At 57.7% G+C, this 14,985-nt stretch carries 21 protein-coding genes; 16 read left to right on the top strand and 5 right to left on the bottom strand.

The window, feature by feature from the left end:
* Positions 1 to 23: 23 nt before the first annotated feature.
* A complete protein-coding gene (locus QZ196_RS10165; protein WP_296426051.1) occupies positions 24 to 800 on the bottom strand; it encodes an enoyl-CoA hydratase in 777 nt (258 codons plus the stop codon).
* Positions 801 to 863: 63 nt separating this feature from the next.
* Positions 864 to 1,715: a bifunctional DNA-formamidopyrimidine glycosylase/DNA-(apurinic or apyrimidinic site) lyase gene (gene mutM, locus QZ196_RS10160; RefSeq protein ID WP_296426049.1), complete on the bottom strand. Its 852-nt coding sequence runs from the start codon at positions 1,713 to 1,715 to the stop codon at positions 864 to 866.
* A gap of 85 nt (positions 1,716 to 1,800) precedes the next feature.
* On the opposite strand from mutM, the gene ubiE reads away from it, so the two are divergent.
* Positions 1,801 to 2,553 carry a bifunctional demethylmenaquinone methyltransferase/2-methoxy-6-polyprenyl-1,4-benzoquinol methylase UbiE gene (ubiE, locus tag QZ196_RS10155; RefSeq protein WP_296426048.1) on the top strand — a complete coding sequence of 251 codons (753 nt, stop codon included), beginning with the start codon at positions 1,801 to 1,803 and terminating at the stop codon, positions 2,551 to 2,553.
* Between the two features lies 1 nt (position 2,554).
* A complete protein-coding gene (gene ubiB / locus QZ196_RS10150) occupies positions 2,555 to 4,084 on the top strand; it encodes a 2-polyprenylphenol 6-hydroxylase (protein ID WP_296426046.1) in 1,530 nt (509 codons plus the stop codon).
* Here the strand turns inward: ubiB and QZ196_RS10145 are convergent.
* Positions 4,081 to 4,743, bottom strand: a complete 663-nt coding sequence (locus tag QZ196_RS10145) for a flagellar hook capping FlgD N-terminal domain-containing protein (RefSeq protein ID WP_296426044.1) — start codon at positions 4,741 to 4,743, stop codon at positions 4,081 to 4,083. The genes ubiB and QZ196_RS10145 overlap by 4 nt on opposite strands.
* 9 nt (positions 4,744 to 4,752) lie before the next feature.
* Positions 4,753 to 6,060: a flagellar hook-length control protein FliK gene (locus tag QZ196_RS10140; RefSeq protein WP_296426042.1), complete on the bottom strand. Its 1,308-nt coding sequence runs from the start codon at positions 6,058 to 6,060 to the stop codon at positions 4,753 to 4,755.
* 105 nt (positions 6,061 to 6,165) lie between these two features.
* On the opposite strand from QZ196_RS10140, the gene QZ196_RS10135 reads away from it, so the two are divergent.
* From QZ196_RS10135 to QZ196_RS10110, 6 genes are all read left to right on the top strand, one after another.
* On the top strand, positions 6,166 to 6,459 hold the full coding sequence (locus tag QZ196_RS10135; RefSeq protein WP_296426040.1) for a rod-binding protein: 294 nt from the start codon (positions 6,166 to 6,168) through the stop codon (positions 6,457 to 6,459).
* Positions 6,452 to 6,793: a flagellar protein FlgN gene (locus tag QZ196_RS10130; protein WP_296426037.1), complete on the top strand. Its 342-nt coding sequence runs from the start codon at positions 6,452 to 6,454 to the stop codon at positions 6,791 to 6,793. The genes QZ196_RS10135 and QZ196_RS10130 overlap by 8 nt, the downstream gene beginning before the upstream one ends.
* A 204-nt stretch (positions 6,794 to 6,997) precedes the next feature.
* The gene (locus QZ196_RS10125; RefSeq protein ID WP_296426035.1) at positions 6,998 to 7,843 is read left to right on the top strand and encodes a flagellin; all 846 of its coding nucleotides are present in this window, start codon (positions 6,998 to 7,000) and stop codon (positions 7,841 to 7,843) included.
* 94 nt (positions 7,844 to 7,937) lie between these two features.
* Positions 7,938 to 8,312, top strand: coding sequence for a flagellar biosynthesis regulator FlaF (gene flaF, locus QZ196_RS10120; protein ID WP_296426033.1), 375 nt, complete (start codon positions 7,938 to 7,940; stop codon positions 8,310 to 8,312).
* The gene (gene flbT / locus QZ196_RS10115; RefSeq protein ID WP_296426031.1) at positions 8,312 to 8,713 is read left to right on the top strand and encodes a flagellar biosynthesis repressor FlbT; all 402 of its coding nucleotides are present in this window, start codon (positions 8,312 to 8,314) and stop codon (positions 8,711 to 8,713) included. Before flaF ends, flbT begins: the two co-directional genes overlap by 1 nt.
* Entirely contained in the window at positions 8,713 to 9,522 is an 810-nt protein-coding gene (locus tag QZ196_RS10110; protein ID WP_296426030.1) for a DUF1217 domain-containing protein, read from the top strand. Before flbT ends, QZ196_RS10110 begins: the two co-directional genes overlap by 1 nt.
* On the opposite strand, the gene QZ196_RS10105 is transcribed toward QZ196_RS10110, so the two are convergent.
* On the bottom strand, positions 9,519 to 10,880 hold the full coding sequence (locus tag QZ196_RS10105) for a FliI/YscN family ATPase (protein WP_296426029.1): 1,362 nt from the start codon (positions 10,878 to 10,880) through the stop codon (positions 9,519 to 9,521). The genes QZ196_RS10110 and QZ196_RS10105 overlap by 4 nt on opposite strands.
* Positions 10,881 to 10,965: 85 nt before the next feature.
* On the opposite strand from QZ196_RS10105, the gene QZ196_RS10100 reads away from it, so the two are divergent.
* The 8 genes from QZ196_RS10100 to flgH are packed head-to-tail and all read left to right on the top strand — an operon-like array spanning position 10,966 to position 14,971.
* Complete coding sequence (locus QZ196_RS10100) at positions 10,966 to 11,349, top strand: FlgB family protein (RefSeq protein ID WP_296426026.1); 384 nt, start codon at positions 10,966 to 10,968, stop codon at positions 11,347 to 11,349.
* Positions 11,350 to 11,360: 11 nt separating this feature from the next.
* The gene (flgC, locus tag QZ196_RS10095) at positions 11,361 to 11,753 is read left to right on the top strand and encodes a flagellar basal body rod protein FlgC (protein WP_296426023.1); all 393 of its coding nucleotides are present in this window, start codon (positions 11,361 to 11,363) and stop codon (positions 11,751 to 11,753) included.
* An 11-nt stretch (positions 11,754 to 11,764) separates the two neighbouring features.
* Positions 11,765 to 12,043, top strand: a complete 279-nt coding sequence (gene fliE, locus QZ196_RS10090; protein WP_296426021.1) for a flagellar hook-basal body complex protein FliE — start codon at positions 11,765 to 11,767, stop codon at positions 12,041 to 12,043.
* Positions 12,040 to 12,309 (top strand): flagellar biosynthetic protein FliQ, encoded by a 270-nt coding sequence (locus QZ196_RS10085; RefSeq protein WP_296426076.1) that lies wholly within the window; start codon positions 12,040 to 12,042, stop codon positions 12,307 to 12,309. The genes fliE and QZ196_RS10085 overlap by 4 nt, the downstream gene beginning before the upstream one ends.
* Positions 12,310 to 12,311: 2 nt before the next feature.
* Positions 12,312 to 13,028: a flagellar hook-basal body complex protein gene (locus QZ196_RS10080; protein ID WP_296426018.1), complete on the top strand. Its 717-nt coding sequence runs from the start codon at positions 12,312 to 12,314 to the stop codon at positions 13,026 to 13,028.
* 12 nt (positions 13,029 to 13,040) lie between these two features.
* Complete coding sequence (flgG, locus tag QZ196_RS10075) at positions 13,041 to 13,826, top strand: flagellar basal-body rod protein FlgG (RefSeq protein ID WP_296426016.1); 786 nt, start codon at positions 13,041 to 13,043, stop codon at positions 13,824 to 13,826.
* A complete protein-coding gene (flgA, locus tag QZ196_RS10070) occupies positions 13,823 to 14,239 on the top strand; it encodes a flagellar basal body P-ring formation chaperone FlgA (protein ID WP_296426013.1) in 417 nt (138 codons plus the stop codon). Before flgG ends, flgA begins: the two co-directional genes overlap by 4 nt.
* 6 nt (positions 14,240 to 14,245) lie before the next feature.
* Positions 14,246 to 14,971, top strand: a complete 726-nt coding sequence (gene flgH / locus QZ196_RS10065; RefSeq protein ID WP_296426012.1) for a flagellar basal body L-ring protein FlgH — start codon at positions 14,246 to 14,248, stop codon at positions 14,969 to 14,971.
* Positions 14,972 to 14,985 lie beyond the last annotated feature (14 nt).

Here is a 14,985-nt window from a genome sequence, read left to right as displayed (position 1 = left end):
AAGAAACCCAAAAAGCGCGCAACTTAGCGGTCCCGGAACTGGGCCTCGCGTTTTTCAATGAACGCTGCCATGCCTTCTGCCTGATCGTCGGTCGCAAAAAGCGACTGGAACAACCGCCGTTCGTAATTCAGACCCTCGGCCAACGTAGTTTCGAACGCGCGATCAACAGCGTCTTTCGCGGCCATCGTGGCGATCTGTGATTTCTGCGCGATTTTTTCGGCCGCCGACCGTGCTTCGGCCATAAGTTTTTTGGCGGGCACAACACGGCTGACAAGTCCGCTGCGCTCCGCCTCTTCGGCATCCATGAAGCGACCGGTTAGGTGCATATCCATAGATTTGGATTTGCCGACAAAGCGCGAAAGCCGCTGTGTGCCACCCAGGCCTGCGATCACGCCGAGATTAATCTCGGGTTGGCCAAATTTGGCACTATCGGCCGCAATGATGAAATCGCACATCATCGCCAGCTCGCAACCGCCACCCAAGGCATAACCTGCGACGGCGGCAATGATCGGCTTGCGGATGCGGTTAAAACGGTCGGTTTCATTCTCAAAATACCGTTTTGTATACATCTCGGCAAAACTTTTGTCGGCCATGCCGCTGATATCAGCGCCAGCGGCAAATGCCTTCTCTGACCCGGTGATGATGATACACCGCACCTTGTCGCTTGCATCGGCTTCCTCCAGCGCTTTGCAAAGCTCGCCCAACATCACACCATTGAGCGCATTGAGCGCATCTGGCCGGTTCAGGGTGATGGTCGCCACATCATCGGTGATGTCTACGATAATTGTCTCAAAAGCCATGCTGCTGTCCCTGTTGCCGTCGGTCAGACCCCAGTGATTAACAAAGCGCGCCGCCGGATCAAGCTATCTTTGGCATTGCGGGCAAAAGAAAGATGAGCGTCCCGATTGTACGATTCGCTGAATCGTCTTTTCACAGTAAGGGGTTAGGCACTGCGCACCGTCGCGATCATAGACTTGGAAAACATGCTGAAAATAGCCCAGCTCGCCATCGGCCTGCCGATAGTCACGCAGTGACGACCCACCTGCAGCGATGGCCTGAGACAGTACATCGCGGACAAGCGGCACCAGTGTGGCGATCCGTTTCGCGCTGATCTGACCGGCCTTGCGCTGGGGATTGATGCGCGCCCGGTACAGAACTTCGCAGACGTAAATATTGCCCAGCCCCGAAACAATCCGCTGATCAAGAAGCGCTGATTTGATCGGCGTATTCCGGTCCTTTAGGCGACCGATCAGGTACTCTTCGTGAAACCCATTCCCAAGCGGTTCAGGGCCCAAATCGCGAATCAGCCAGTGGTCGGCTTGTGTCGCGGTGGCCATCAGATCCATGGCGCCGAAACGGCGTGCATCGTTGAACGTGATGCGCACCCCGTTTTGCATGTGAAATACGACATGGTCATGTTTGGCGGGGGCAGGGTGGTCATGATGGAAATCGCCGACGGTATGTCCGGAAATCAGCATACGGCCCGACATGCCCAGATGGATCAGCAGCGTTTCACCACTATCGAGATCGGCAAGGATGTATTTCGACCGTCGCCGCAGACCCAAGACCCGTTTGCCGGTCAGACGCGCCGTCATGCGTTCGGGAAACGGCCAGCGTAAATCAGGGCGGTTCACGTCGGCGCGGGCAATCACCTGGCCCTCCATCACGGGGGCAAGGCCGCTGCGAACTGTCTCAACTTCGGGTAATTCGGGCATGGCAGACTTTCTATCATCCGGGCGGCGTTGTATGCCGACGCTGGCGCCCTATAGTTGGCACCAATGCAAAGGACGACAAGCCCCGATGACGAACCAAACAGACAAGACCACCCATTTCGGGTTTGAAACCGTCCGCGAGGACGAAAAGGCAGGCCGCGTGCAGGGCGTCTTTTCATCCGTTGCCAGCAAATACGACATCATGAACGACGTGATGTCGATGGGCATTCACCGCGTTTGGAAAGACGCGATGATGGATTGGCTGGCCCCGCGCCCCGGTCAGCGGCTGTTGGATGTGGCGGGTGGCACCGGTGATGTTTCGTTCCGGTTTCTCAAACGTGCGGGCCATGGTCATGCCACCGTGCTGGACCTGACCGAGCCGATGCTGATCGAAGGCCGCAAACGGGCCGAGGCCGAACGGATGTCCGACAGCCTGAATTGGGTGGTGGGCGATGCGATGGCCTTGCCGTTCGAGGCGAATACATTTGACGGCTACACAATTTCGTTCGGCATCCGGAACGTCACCCGCCCGCAAGAGGCCCTGAACGAAGCCTACCGTGTGCTCAAACCCGGTGGTCGTTTGATGGTGCTGGAATTCAGCCAGCTGCCAAATCCGATGATGCAGGCAGCCTATGACACGTATTCATTCAACGTTATTCCGCGCATGGGGCAATTGATCGCGGGCGACAGGGACAGCTATCAATATCTGGTCGAATCGATCCGCAATTTCCCCGATCAGGATACATTCTTGGGCATGGTACAGGCCGCCGGTTTCGGAAACGCCAAATATCGTAATCTGACGATGGGCGTCGCCGCCCTGCATTCTGGTTGGAAACTGTAAGTTGCGCGGTCCTCATAATATCATCCGCCTGATCCGGACAGGCGCGACACTGGAACGCACAGGTGCGATGAAAGTCGTGCTGGACGCATTTGACGCAGGGCCACTGTTGCGGATCACTTTCCGGACCCTAGTCTGGCCGTTTCAATGGTTGGGCTACAAGGGCGATGTCAATGTGCCGCCCGCACCCCGCGCACTGACCGCGCTTGGGCCGGCTTACATCAAATTCGGGCAAATACTGTCGACCCGCCCTGATGTCGTGGGGGATGAGCTTGCCGTGCAGCTGCGCGTGCTCCAAGACAAACTGCCGCCATTTTCGATGCGCGAGGCGAAGGCCGAGATCCAGCGCGAGCTGGGCTTCCCTTTCGATCATCTTTTCAGTTCCTTTTCCGAACCGGTCGCTGCCGCCTCAATCGCGCAGGTTCACAAGGCGCATCTGGCCGATACCGGCGAAGCCGTCGCAGTCAAAATTCTGCGTCCAGGTATCGAAAAAGCGTTCCGCAAAGACATCGACGCCTTCTATTTCGCCGCCCGTGCGATTGAACTTCTGTCACCCGCGTCGCGTCGTCTGCGCCCGATGGAGGTGATCACCCATTTCGAAGGTGTGGTCATGGGCGAACTGGACCTGCGACTTGAAAGCTCTGCCGCGGCTGAATTTGCCGCCAATACAGAAACCGACGAAGGGTTTCAGGTGCCAAAGATACGTTGGCATCTGTCAAGCCGCAGGGTGATGACCCTCGATTGGGCCGAAGGCACCAATATTGGGCTGAATGACGCGCTGGACATAGCCGGCCACGACCGGCGCGCACTGGCAACACGGGTATTGGAACTGTTCCTTAATCATGCCCTGCGCGACGGGTATTTCCACGGCGATATGCATCAGGGCAACCTGAAGGTGGCTGCCAATGGCGATATCATCGCCTATGATTTTGGGATCATGGGGCGCATTGATGAATACACCCGCCGTGTTTACGCCGAAATCCTGTTTGGCTTTATACGCAAGGATTATTATCGCGTCGCCGAGGTGCATTTTGAGGCGGGTTATGTCCCCGCAGACCGTGATGTCGATGAATTTGCCCGTGCGTTGCGCGCGGTCGGTGAGCCGATTTTCGGCATGGATGCCAGCCGCATTTCGATGGCCCGCTTGCTCAGCTATCTGTTTGAGGTCACCGAACGCTTTGGCATGGAAACCCGCACCGAACTAATCCTGCTGCAGCGCACGATGGTCGTCGTCGAAGGCGTCGCACGCTCGCTTGATCCACATATGAACATCTGGCAGGTCGCCCAGCCGGTCGTCGAAGACTACATCAAGCAAAGCATCGGGCCAAAGGCACTGTTGCGCGATCTGGCCAAAACTGCGCGGGTGCTGGCCCGGTTCGGCCCGCAACTGCCGCGGCTGACCGAGGCTGCATTGATTCGGCTGAATAACCCCGCCCCTGAACCCAAAAGTCAACGCCGCATTGCGCGTTTGTCATGGATGGCGTTGGGCGGGGCATTGGTGGGCGGCGGCGTCTGGATCAGCAACCTGATTTAAGCTGCCGGATCGCGCAGCGCCGACACCTGGCTACTGGCAACAGCCGCCCCGCCCCTGAGGATCAGCATGGTTTGACCGCCCTGCGCGCGGACCTCTGTGACGGTGCTGTACACTTCAACTGCGTCCTGCATGATCACTTCACCATTGGATGAGCTGATCACTTCAAACGAATACATCCCGTTGGAAAATGGATATCCGCCCGGCCCGACCCCGGCCCATTCAACGGGCTCTGCGCTGACTGGCACATCGAACCGCTGTACTTCGGCACCGCTTCTATCGCGGACAACCACCTCGGCTCGATCAGCAATCAGAGCGGGGTTGGGTGACAGCGTGATCGGCGTTCCATCAAAATATGCGGGGGCCACGGCACGCGCCTCCTTGCCAACCCAGGCGGCCATTTCCGCCAGCCCGCTGGAATTCATCTGCGCCGTGAGCGCCGTGAGCAGATCATTCGTCCGTACGGCCTGTTCGACGCCCGAAAACGTGGCCAATTGCACCGCATAATCTGACGAATCGACTGGGTTCAATGGGTCCTGATTTTGCATCTGTACCGTCAGCATCCGCAAGAAAGTCTCAAAATCCGAACTGATCTTGCTCGTGGTTTGGGTGGGTGGTGCCACCGAAGTCGGCCCAACTGAAGGGCTTTGTCCAATTTCCATGTCGCTTCCTTATAGCCGCAGATCCAGCCCGCTGCTGGGTTGCCGTTGCGATGTGAGTTGTTGTGTTTCGGTGGGGTCGGCTTCCGGTGTTCCGCCGTCAAGCTGCGGTTCCTGATCCGATTGGTCATTGGCCTGACTGCCGCCGCTGAATGAGAACGAAATATTTTGATAGCCAAGCGCGCGAAATTCTTGCGCCAACGTCTCGATGTGACGGCGCAGCAGGTCGTTCGTCTCCGGCCTGTCCGCCTGCACATGCAGGGTAATTGACGCATCAATAGCCGTTATACTAAGACGGACCCGCCCCAATTCTTCTGGATTCAACGCGATTTCGGTCGACTGCCCCGCGTTCCCCGTGATTGCCACAGCAAGCTGCCCGGCCACGTGCCGCGCGGTTTCGGCGGCTGCGGTCACAGGGGTCGCCGTGACCGTGGCGATAGGCGGCGTATGCGTGGCCCGTTCGCTACCAGCCAGCGCCGGCTCGATGTCGGACACCGGATCGACTGGCCCATGCATTTTTCCATCTGTTTCGGGCTTGGCGGACAAGACAGGCGCCACGGCCACAGCGGTCTGTGGCACCATTACCGTGGTTGCTGGCGTTGAGGTTGCCAAAGCCAGTCGTGGCTCGGGCAGCGGTGTGTCGGAGGGTGATTTTTTGCCGCTTGTCAGGGTCTGAAAGGATAACTCAGCCGCCACTGGTGGGTTCACGGTCTTTACCCGCCCGATTGCGTTATCTTGTCGTAACCTTGGTGCATCGGCGACCTCCACCGCCATGGCCATGGCCATGGCCATTGCGATATCGGTGTGCGGTAACGGTGCCGGAACCACGACAGCCTTTGCGGCTACCACTTGCGCGGGCGATGCTGCTGTCGGAAACCGCCCTTCCACAACCATTTGCGCAAATGTCGTCTGCCGTGACGTCTGCTGCGCAGGCGCGTCTGGCGCTGCGGTCACCGCTTTTGTCTTTTCAAGCACCGTTTCTGGCGGGACGACCACGGCTTCCTTCGCTTTGTCCGGTGGGCCTTGCACGCGCCAATCCCGGCCATTCACAGTCTGCTTTTCGATTGTCGTGGCGTCGGTCGCGACAAAAGCGATCATTTCCTCGCCGTCTTCACCCTCGTCAGTTGAAGCCATGGGCAAGATGTCCGGCGCATCATCTTCCGCTGGCGTGCGCGCAGCCGCATCATTCACGCTGGTTTCCTGAAGTAGGTCAAATACCGCAGTGAATGCGGCCTGACCGGAAGCAAGCAGCGTTTCACCGGGCACCGCTGCTGCGGTTTTGGGCGCCAATGCGGCCTCTGTCATAAGTAACGGTATCATCGGTTCTCCGATAGAATCTGGATATCGTTTGTTATGACCCGGAAAACTTACTGATTCTTTACAGCTCACCGTCAAAAAGGAAAAATGATCACGACGGAGAATCCGATGACAACGATCCCAGCCCTGCCTGCGCCGCGCAGCATACCACGCGTGCCTGACTATATCCAATCCGATGATCGCTTGCGCGATGCCGCGCAGAAGTTGGAAGCGACGTTTCTTGCGGAAATGCTGAAATCAGCGGGTGTTGGTGCGCCACGCCAAACCTTTGGCGGCGGTGCGGGCGAGGAACAATTTGCTTCTTTCTTGCGGGAAGAACAGGCGCGCGAAATGGTTAAGGCTGGGGGCATCGGTTTGGCGCAATCGCTGTTCGAAGCGATGAAGGTGCGGATGGATGTCTGATACAGTTACCAAGCAATTTCTGACGCTCCTTTCCGACGAAAGATCTGCGATTCGTACGGCCGCCTTTGACACGCTCACAGCGCTGACTGACCCCAAGGCACGCCTGTTTGACGCGCTGGGCCGCACGCCGATCAGCCCAGAGAATTTGGCCGCCATTCAAAAGAAGGTGACTGAAAACCAAGTGCTGTTATCGGCGGCAATCGCGGGCGTCGGCGCCGCGCGCGACCGGTTGACCGCGCTGCAAAACGTGCGGGAACACCTCAATGTCTATGACCAGTCCGGACATATTGCCAAAGTTGTAACGGGCCTTCCTGGTCTGGAAAAAAAAGCATAAAACTGGATAAAATTGCCCCTAATTTGTAGTCTAGGGTTAACTTAATGTTCAGTGAGAACGGGCCAATGTCGGCCCACAGCCATAACGGCTAACCAGTCTCACAGTGATGCTGGTGATCACCGTCAGAATGACGTTTCAACTCAAGTGAAAACTTGGCTTCCTGAATCAACCCGGCGCAAAGCGCCTTTTTAAGGACCCTGAATCATGTCCAGCATTCTGACAAACAATAGTGCAATGGTTGCGCTCCAGACCCTCAAGTCCATCAACGGTGACCTTTCCAAGACCCAGTCGATGATTTCGACTGGCAAAGAAATATCATCAGCCAAAGATAACTCTGCCCTTTGGGCCATCTCGAAGGTGATGGAATCGGATGTCGCGGGCTTCAAAGCGATTTCTGACAGTCTGTCGCTAGGAGAATCTACTATTGCGGTCGCATCTGCGGGTGCGGAACAGATCGTTGAAACGCTCAAAGAGATGAAGCAGTTGGCGATTTCGGCACAATCCGAGAACGTCGATTTCACTAAAATTCAGGCCGATTTGGATGAAAAAGCCGCACAGGTTGCCTCGATCATCGGTGCATCTCAGTTTAATGGTGCGAACCTTCTGGCCACTGACGTAGACGGCAATGGCGGGACTTCTTTGAACATCCTGTCTTCTCTTGACCGCGTAGGTACCGCTGCGCCGACACCAACGCTGATCAGTGTCGGTTCCGTCGATTTCGAGGCGAACGTTGATCTTGCCACAAATTTGACGGCCATTACCGATACGACGACAGCTGCGACAGCCTTGGGCGAACTCGAGGCCTTCCTCACGACCGCCATTGACGGTGCGGCCGCGCTTGGCGCTTCTGGAAAGCGGGTGAATGACCAGAACACTTTCGTCGGAAAACTGTCCGATGCACTGAAGTCTGGCATCGGCGCAATGGTTGACGCCGACATGGAGGAAGCTTCTGCGCGTCTGCAGGCTCTTCAGGTACAACAACAGCTAGGTGTGCAGTCGCTTTCGATCGCGAATCAGGCACCGCAGACAATCCTGTCGCTGTTCCGGTAAATTTTTACCAGTGGCGCCGGGCATGCGGCGCCACTGATCCAATCGCTGCGGTAAAACCGCGCCTTCGTTCAACATTGTCCCGGAAGGACCTCACGTGAACGTCATCGAACAAGCCCGGCAAGCCTATGCCCCGACCCAAGTTTCTATCCGCACGGAACGCTCAGTGGAGGCGCAATTGATGAGCCAGATAACGGCGCGCCTGCATCAGGCGGCGACGGCACGCCCCGCTAACTTCTCATCGTTGGTAGCTGCATTGCACGACAATCGGCTGATGTGGACAACTTTGGCTGCCGACGTTGCCTCTAGCGAGAATGCGCTGCCCAGTCCGCTGCGTGCACAGTTGTTCTATCTTGCCGAATTCGCCGAAAATCACAGTCGCAAGGTATTGCGCGGCGAGGCGGACGCAACCGCACTTATCGACATCAACACGGCTGTTATGCGCGGCTTAAATGGTAAAAGGGCTGCATGATGTCTGGTCTTGTCCTCAAGTTGAATCCAAAGGAGCGCGTGTTGGTCAATGGTGCCGTGATCGAAAATGGCGATAGGCGCAGTCGCCTGTCGATTCTCACGCCCAACGCGAATATTTTGCGTTTGCGTGATGCAATACGACCCGATGAAGTGAACACTCCTGTCCGGCGGGTGTGCTATATTGCCCAGCTCGTTTTGTCCGGTGACGTTGCGGAAGAAGATGCAAAGTTGCAGATTCTGCGTGGTATCGAACAACTCAGCCAAGCGCTGCGCGATGACGACAGTCGCATTCATCTGGATGCAGCAACCGAGGCTGCTGGGCAAAACGATTTTTACAGGGCCCTCAAAGCGTTGCGCGGTCTGCTACCGCGCGAGGCTCGTCTTCTGGCAGGACATGGCTGATGGCGTTTCAGCCCGTCCTTCCTGTTACTGGCTATGTCGGCTGGCGGTTTCTTGAGAGAACGCTGGAAAAACAGCAAACCGCTTTTGCGGAAAGCCAGCCGATAGCGCGCGCGACCGACTACTTTCGGGAAAAGATCGGTAATGTGCGCACTGTTGACGATCTCGTAAATGATCGTCATCTGCTTTCTGTGGCGCTGGGTGCGTTTGGTCTTGATGATGATATCAACAGTCAATTCTTCATTCGCAAAATCCTCGCGGATGGGACAACTGCGGATGATGCCTTGGCGAACCGCTTGGCGGATAAACGCTACTTGGATTTCAGCCGCACTTTTGGCTTTGGCGGTGACGGGGCGCCACGGACTGGTTTGGTTGCGTTTCCTGATGAAATCGTCAGCCGGTTCGAAGCACGCCAATTTGAACGCGCCGTTGGTGAACAAAACAATGATCTTCGGCTTGCGTTGAATGTCGCAAGCGGCGTGTCAGACATTGTTGAAAGTACCAGCAGTCAGAATGCGCAGTGGTTTTCCATGATGGGCAATGCGCCTTTGCGCAACGTCTTTCAGACCGCTTTGGGCCTTCCCAGCGGTTTGGCCAGTATCGACCTTGACCAACAGCTGGGCATTTTCAAAGAGCGGTCAAAGTCCATTTTTGGCACCGAAAGCGTTGGGGATTTTACCGATCCAGACCAACAGGAAAAGTTGGTTCGCCTGTTCTTGATCCGTTCCGAAGCGGCCGCCATCAGCGTCAGCTCGGGTGCCTCCACGGCGTTGACCCTTCTGCAATCAGCCTCCAGCAGGTTTGCTCGCTAGATAGCTATCGGGCCAGCGCGGCTTTCTGTCTTCATACGGCTACCGGAACCCGCAAGCGTTTGCCGCAACTTGGCAAAATGGGCCAAGTGGCCCCGGCTATCTTTGATGGTCAGAAACTCTTCAAGCAACGGCTGACAGGCAACGGCGGAATCAATATTGCGATCAGACCCTGATGTGTAAAGCCCCGATTGGATCATCAGCGCGGCCCGGTCATATGTGCCCATATGTGCCCGTGCCTGCGCAATCATCTTATTTTCTTGGTTACTTGCCGCATCTGGCAGGGATCGCGACACCGAACGCAGCAGGTCTACGGCCGGAAATCGCCCTCTTTCGGCGATGTCACGATCAAGCACAACGTGGCCGTCCAAGACCCCCCGCAACATATCGGCGACCGGCTCATCCATGTCGGATCCGGCGACGAGTACGGAAAAAACAGCCGTGATATCCCCCATATGACCAACACCTGGCCCTGCCCGCTCGCACAAACCAGCGATCGCCGGACCGGTGGAGGCGGGATAGCCCCGCAAGTTCGCGCTTTCGCCGCCGGCGACTGCGACTTCTCGGTGGGCTTCGCAAAACCGCGTGACGGAATCGACGATCAATAGTACCTGCTGGCCGGCATCGCGAAAATGTTCTGCCACCGCCATTGCCGCCCACGCGCAGCGGCGCCGTACCTGTGGCGCGCGATCCGACGTCGCCGCCACGACAACCGATCGCTGCATGCCTTTGACTCCCAGTATCTCTTGCACAAAATGGCGTACCTCGCGGCCACGTTCACCGACCAGTGCGATCACAATCACGTCAGCCGTCATACCCCGCGCCAGATCGGCAAGCAGGGTTGATTTACCGACGCCAGACCCGGCAAACAGGCCGATGCGTTGCCCCTGCACAATAGGCAAAAGCGTGTTGAAAACAGCCAGCCCCGTTTCTAGCCGGGCACCCATCGCGCGGCGTTCATGTGGCGGTGGCGGTGCCGCGCGCAGATGCCGCGCCACCGTACCGGGCAGTAATGGACGACCGTCAATGGGGCGCCCGTCGGGGTCAATCACCCGCCCGATCCAGCCGTTATCTGGTGCAAATTTCGGTGGTGGATCCAGCCTTACCCGGTCCCCTATTGACACCCCATCCAGCGTTCCGTCGACAAGCAAATGTGCCCCGGCGACATCCAACTTGACCACTTCACCCTCGATCTGGTGCGCCCCGATGCAGATCTGCGCCCTATCACCAACGCGTGCTGCCTCTGCAAGGCCACCGACCTGGACCATGCCGGCCGACACGCCAAGGACACGACCAACTTTGTGAATAAGGCGTAAATCCTGAACGGCAGCCGTCATTTTGTCGAACACATTTTGAGTCATCTTCTGTCCCTGTTGGTTAACCACAACCTCTTCTTAAGGAATCAGGCTTAATCATTCGTTGAAACCAGACGAGGGAGAATCCCCGATGTACAAATCACTGGAGCTGTTCCAGACCGCCATCGCCATGGCCCGGCACGCCGGGGCTGGTCAGGCCGTTGTCGCCCGCAATATCGCGAATGCCGACACCCCGGGGTTTCGAGCCCAACACGTCAACTCGTTTGAAGGCGCCTACACCGGCAGCTCTCGGTCGTCGCAGCGGGCGACGCGTGCCGGCCATATGACGGGCGCCGAATCCGGGATGGCGACCGCCCGGGCCACCGCGTCTTCGGGTGAACCATCGCCCAACGGCAACACCGTATCGCTCGAGGAAGAGTTGCTGAATTCCGTCGCGGTCAGCCGTGAACACAATCAAGCGCTCGCCATTTACCGCCACACATTGACGGTGCTGCGCACCAGCCTTGGCAAATAACAGGAGGCCCCATGACCGATTTCAGTGAAGCCATGTCCGTTGCCGCCAGCGGCATGAAAGCCCAGGCCAGCCGCCTGCGCCATGTCTCCGAAAACATCGCCAATACCGATACACCGGGCTATCACCGCAAGGTCGTATCGTTCGAGGAAATGGTCACCAACGGCAGCCGCAGTGGTGCCGTCGCAACCGGGCCGATGCGCTTGGATCGTACGGCGCTTGATCGGATTTATGATCCCGCCAATCCGCTCGCCGATGATACCGGACACTATGATGGTTCGAACGTGAACCTTCTGGTCGAGATCGCAGACGCCCGCGAGGCGCAGCGCAGCTATGAGGCCAATCTCAAAATGTTTGATCAGGTGCGGCAGATGTCCTCTGCGCTTTTGGAACTTCTTCGCAACTAAGGATCGCAATCATGGATATCAGTAAACTCGTCGCCCAAAATTATGCAGCCAGCAAAACGGCGATGGCCCCCGAAGGTAGCGGTGGCAGTGCGTTTGCGGGGGTCGCACAGGATTTCATGTCAACCTTGCGAGCCAGCGAAAGCACCGCAATGTCCGCGATGACGGCGGGCGCAGATCCGCATGCATTGGTGCAGGCGCTGGCGCAAACAGAATTGGCCGTACAGACCGCCGTCACCGTGCGCAACAAGGTGGTCGAGGCCTACCAAGAAATCCTGCGAATGCCTGTCTGATGGATGAAACGCTGTTTTACGACGTTTTGCGCCAGGGTCTTTGGACCGCATTTGTGATTTCGATTCCGATCCTGACAGTGGCACTGGCAGCTGGTTTGACCGTCGGCTTGTTTCAGGCACTGACGTCAATTCAGGAAATGACCCTGACGTTCGTGCCCAAACTTGCCGCGATCATCGGCATCTTCTGGGTGACCATGGCCTATATGTCTGAAACGCTCGTCGGTTTGTTCCAGAACACCTTAGTTCCGATCATCGCCGGAGGATAAACATGGATAACGCATCATATACCGCGCTCAGCCGCCAATCCGGGCTGATGCAGGAAATGCGCGCTGTGGCCAACAATATCGCCAACGCATCGACGACCGGGTTCCGGGCCGAAGGGGTGATGTTTTCCGAACACGTCAAGGCGCTTGGCCCCGGCACGGAATCGCTGTCGATGGCGAATGCGGCCGTGCGTGACACGGTCATGACACAGGGCGGCCTGTCGCAAACGGGTGGCGCCTTTGATCTGGCGATTGAGGGGGACGGATTCTTTTTGATTGAAACCCCCGGTGGTCAGCGGCTGACGCGGGCCGGTGCGTTCCGGCCCAATGAAAACGGCGATCTTGTTACCGCTGACGGCTATCAGGTGCTTGACGCGGGCGGCGCCCCGGTTTTCGTGCCGCAGGGCGTTGGCCAGATTGGGATCAGCCCCGATGGCACAATCAGTGCAGGCGGCCAGCCGATTGGCCAGATCGGTCTGGTGATCCCCAGCGACGCCAATCAGATGATCCGTGAAAGCGGTGTTATGTTCGATTCTCGCGGAGGGTTTGAACCGGTGCCAGACCCGCGCATGATGCAGGGCTTTCTGGAAGACTCCAACGTGAATCCCATCCTTGAGGTCAGCCGCATGATCGAGGTGCAGCGCGCCTATGAGCTGGGCCAAAGCTTTCTTGATAACGAACATGAACGCATTCGTGGCGTCATTCAATCCATCGGGCGATAAAGGAGAACAATAATGCGTGCACTCAGGATCGCGGCGGCAGGCATGTCCGCCCAACAAATGCGGGTCGAGGTGATTTCCAACAACCTCGCCAATATGAACACCACGGGCTACAATGCCCGTCGGGCTGAATTTGCCGACCTGCATTATCAGCAGTTGTCGCGCCCGGGCACCATCAATGCATCTGACGGCACGGTGCTTCCCACGGGTGTGCAGCTTGGGCTTGGCGTTCGGGCGAGCGCGATTTCGGTCATGCTGAGCCAGGGGTCACTGGCCCAAACCGGCGGTGACCTTGACGTTGCGATCGAGGGCGACGGATACCTTGAGGTCACGCTGCCTTCTGGCCTTTCGGCCTATACGCGCGATGGCGGGTTAAAACTGACAGGCGATGGGCAAATCGTCACCTCGGACGGCTACCCGGTCGTGCCCGATATCACGATTCCACGCGACACCCGCTCGATCTCTATCAATGCAGAGGGAGAGATTTACGGATACTTCAGTGATCAGGTCGACGCCCAGCTATTAGGTCAGTTCACGCTGGCGGGTTTCACCAACGCCAAAGGGTTGGAGGCGATTGGGTCCAATCTTTTTGTGGAAACACCAGCCTCCGGCCCATCCGTCGTGACCACACCGGGCGAAGATGGGTTGGGCGTGCTGCGCCAGGGCTACCTGGAGGACAGTTCGGTCGATCCCGTGCGCGAGGTCACCGATTTGATCGAGGCGCAGCGCGGATACGAACTGAATTCCAAGGTGATCACCGCTGCTGATCAGATGCTCAGCGCGATGGTGCAACTGCGATGATCCGCCTTGCCGTCATGCTATGTGCAGTGGGACCCGGCGCGATGGCCGACACGGTGGTCGCCGCACGCACGATCCCGGCGCAAACCATGATCATGCTCGAGGATGTGATGATCCACGACCGCAGCGTCCCCGGCAGCGTCGAAGACCCCGCCGAAATCGTCGGCATGGAGGCGCGCGTCGCGCTTTATGCGGGCAGGCCGATCCGGCCCGGTGACGTCGGTTTTCCGGCGATTGTGGAGCGCAATCAAATTATCCCTCTGTATTATCAAAGCAATGGATTGGTCATCTCGACCGAGGGACGCGCATTGGGCCGGGCCGGGCCGGGCGATATGATCCGCGTCATGAACTCTGCCTCGCGCAGCACGGTGACCGCGCGTATCGGTGCCGATGGTGCCGCCTACGTGTCGCAATAGGAACGCATGATGCATAAACTTCTTCCCCTGATGATTGTCGTAGCCGGATGCACCAGCACACCGATTGGGCAACCGCCGCCATTTACGCCCCTTGAACGCACCATGGAACGTGCGGCCATGATTAACCCGGGCATTGTGGCCCCGATTGAGACGACAGCCCTTGGCCCATCGTCCCGGGCGTCACTTTGGACCGGCGCGCGCAGCTCGCTGCTTGGTGACCGGCGTGCCCTGCTGCGGGGTGATATCATGACGGTCGTGATCGAAATTGATGATAGTGCCGAGATATCAAACTCTTCGGACAGATCCCGTTCCGCATCACAACAGGCAGGTGCTCCCCAACTGATTGGTCTGCCGCAACGGATTGATCCGCGGCTACCCGAAGGGGCAAGCACGTCCGCTCTTGTCGACCTGAACTCGCAAAGCTCGTCTTCGGGTGATGGGTCGGTGCGGCGCAATGAAAAGCTGACGCTGCGCGTCGCGGTGACGATCACTGATGTCCTGCCCAACGGCGTGCTTGCCATTCTTGGCCAGCAAGAGGTGCGGGTGAATTTCGAACTGCGCGAATTGATCGTCACTGGTTATGTGCGGCCCGAGGATATTACCCGCCAGAATGAAATTACCTATGACAAAATCGCATCGGCCCGGATTTCCTATGGTGGCCGCGGTCAGATTACTGACATGCAGCAGCCCCGCGCAGGCCAGCAATTGCTCGAAACCATTCTGCCGTTCTGATCACCCCAAGGAGG

This window comes from Yoonia sp., assembly GCF_017854565.1.
Classification (GTDB): Bacteria; Pseudomonadota; Alphaproteobacteria; order Rhodobacterales; family Rhodobacteraceae; genus Yoonia.
Note: the sequence above shows the minus strand (reverse complement) of the source record. Positions and strands in the feature narration are given on the sequence as shown.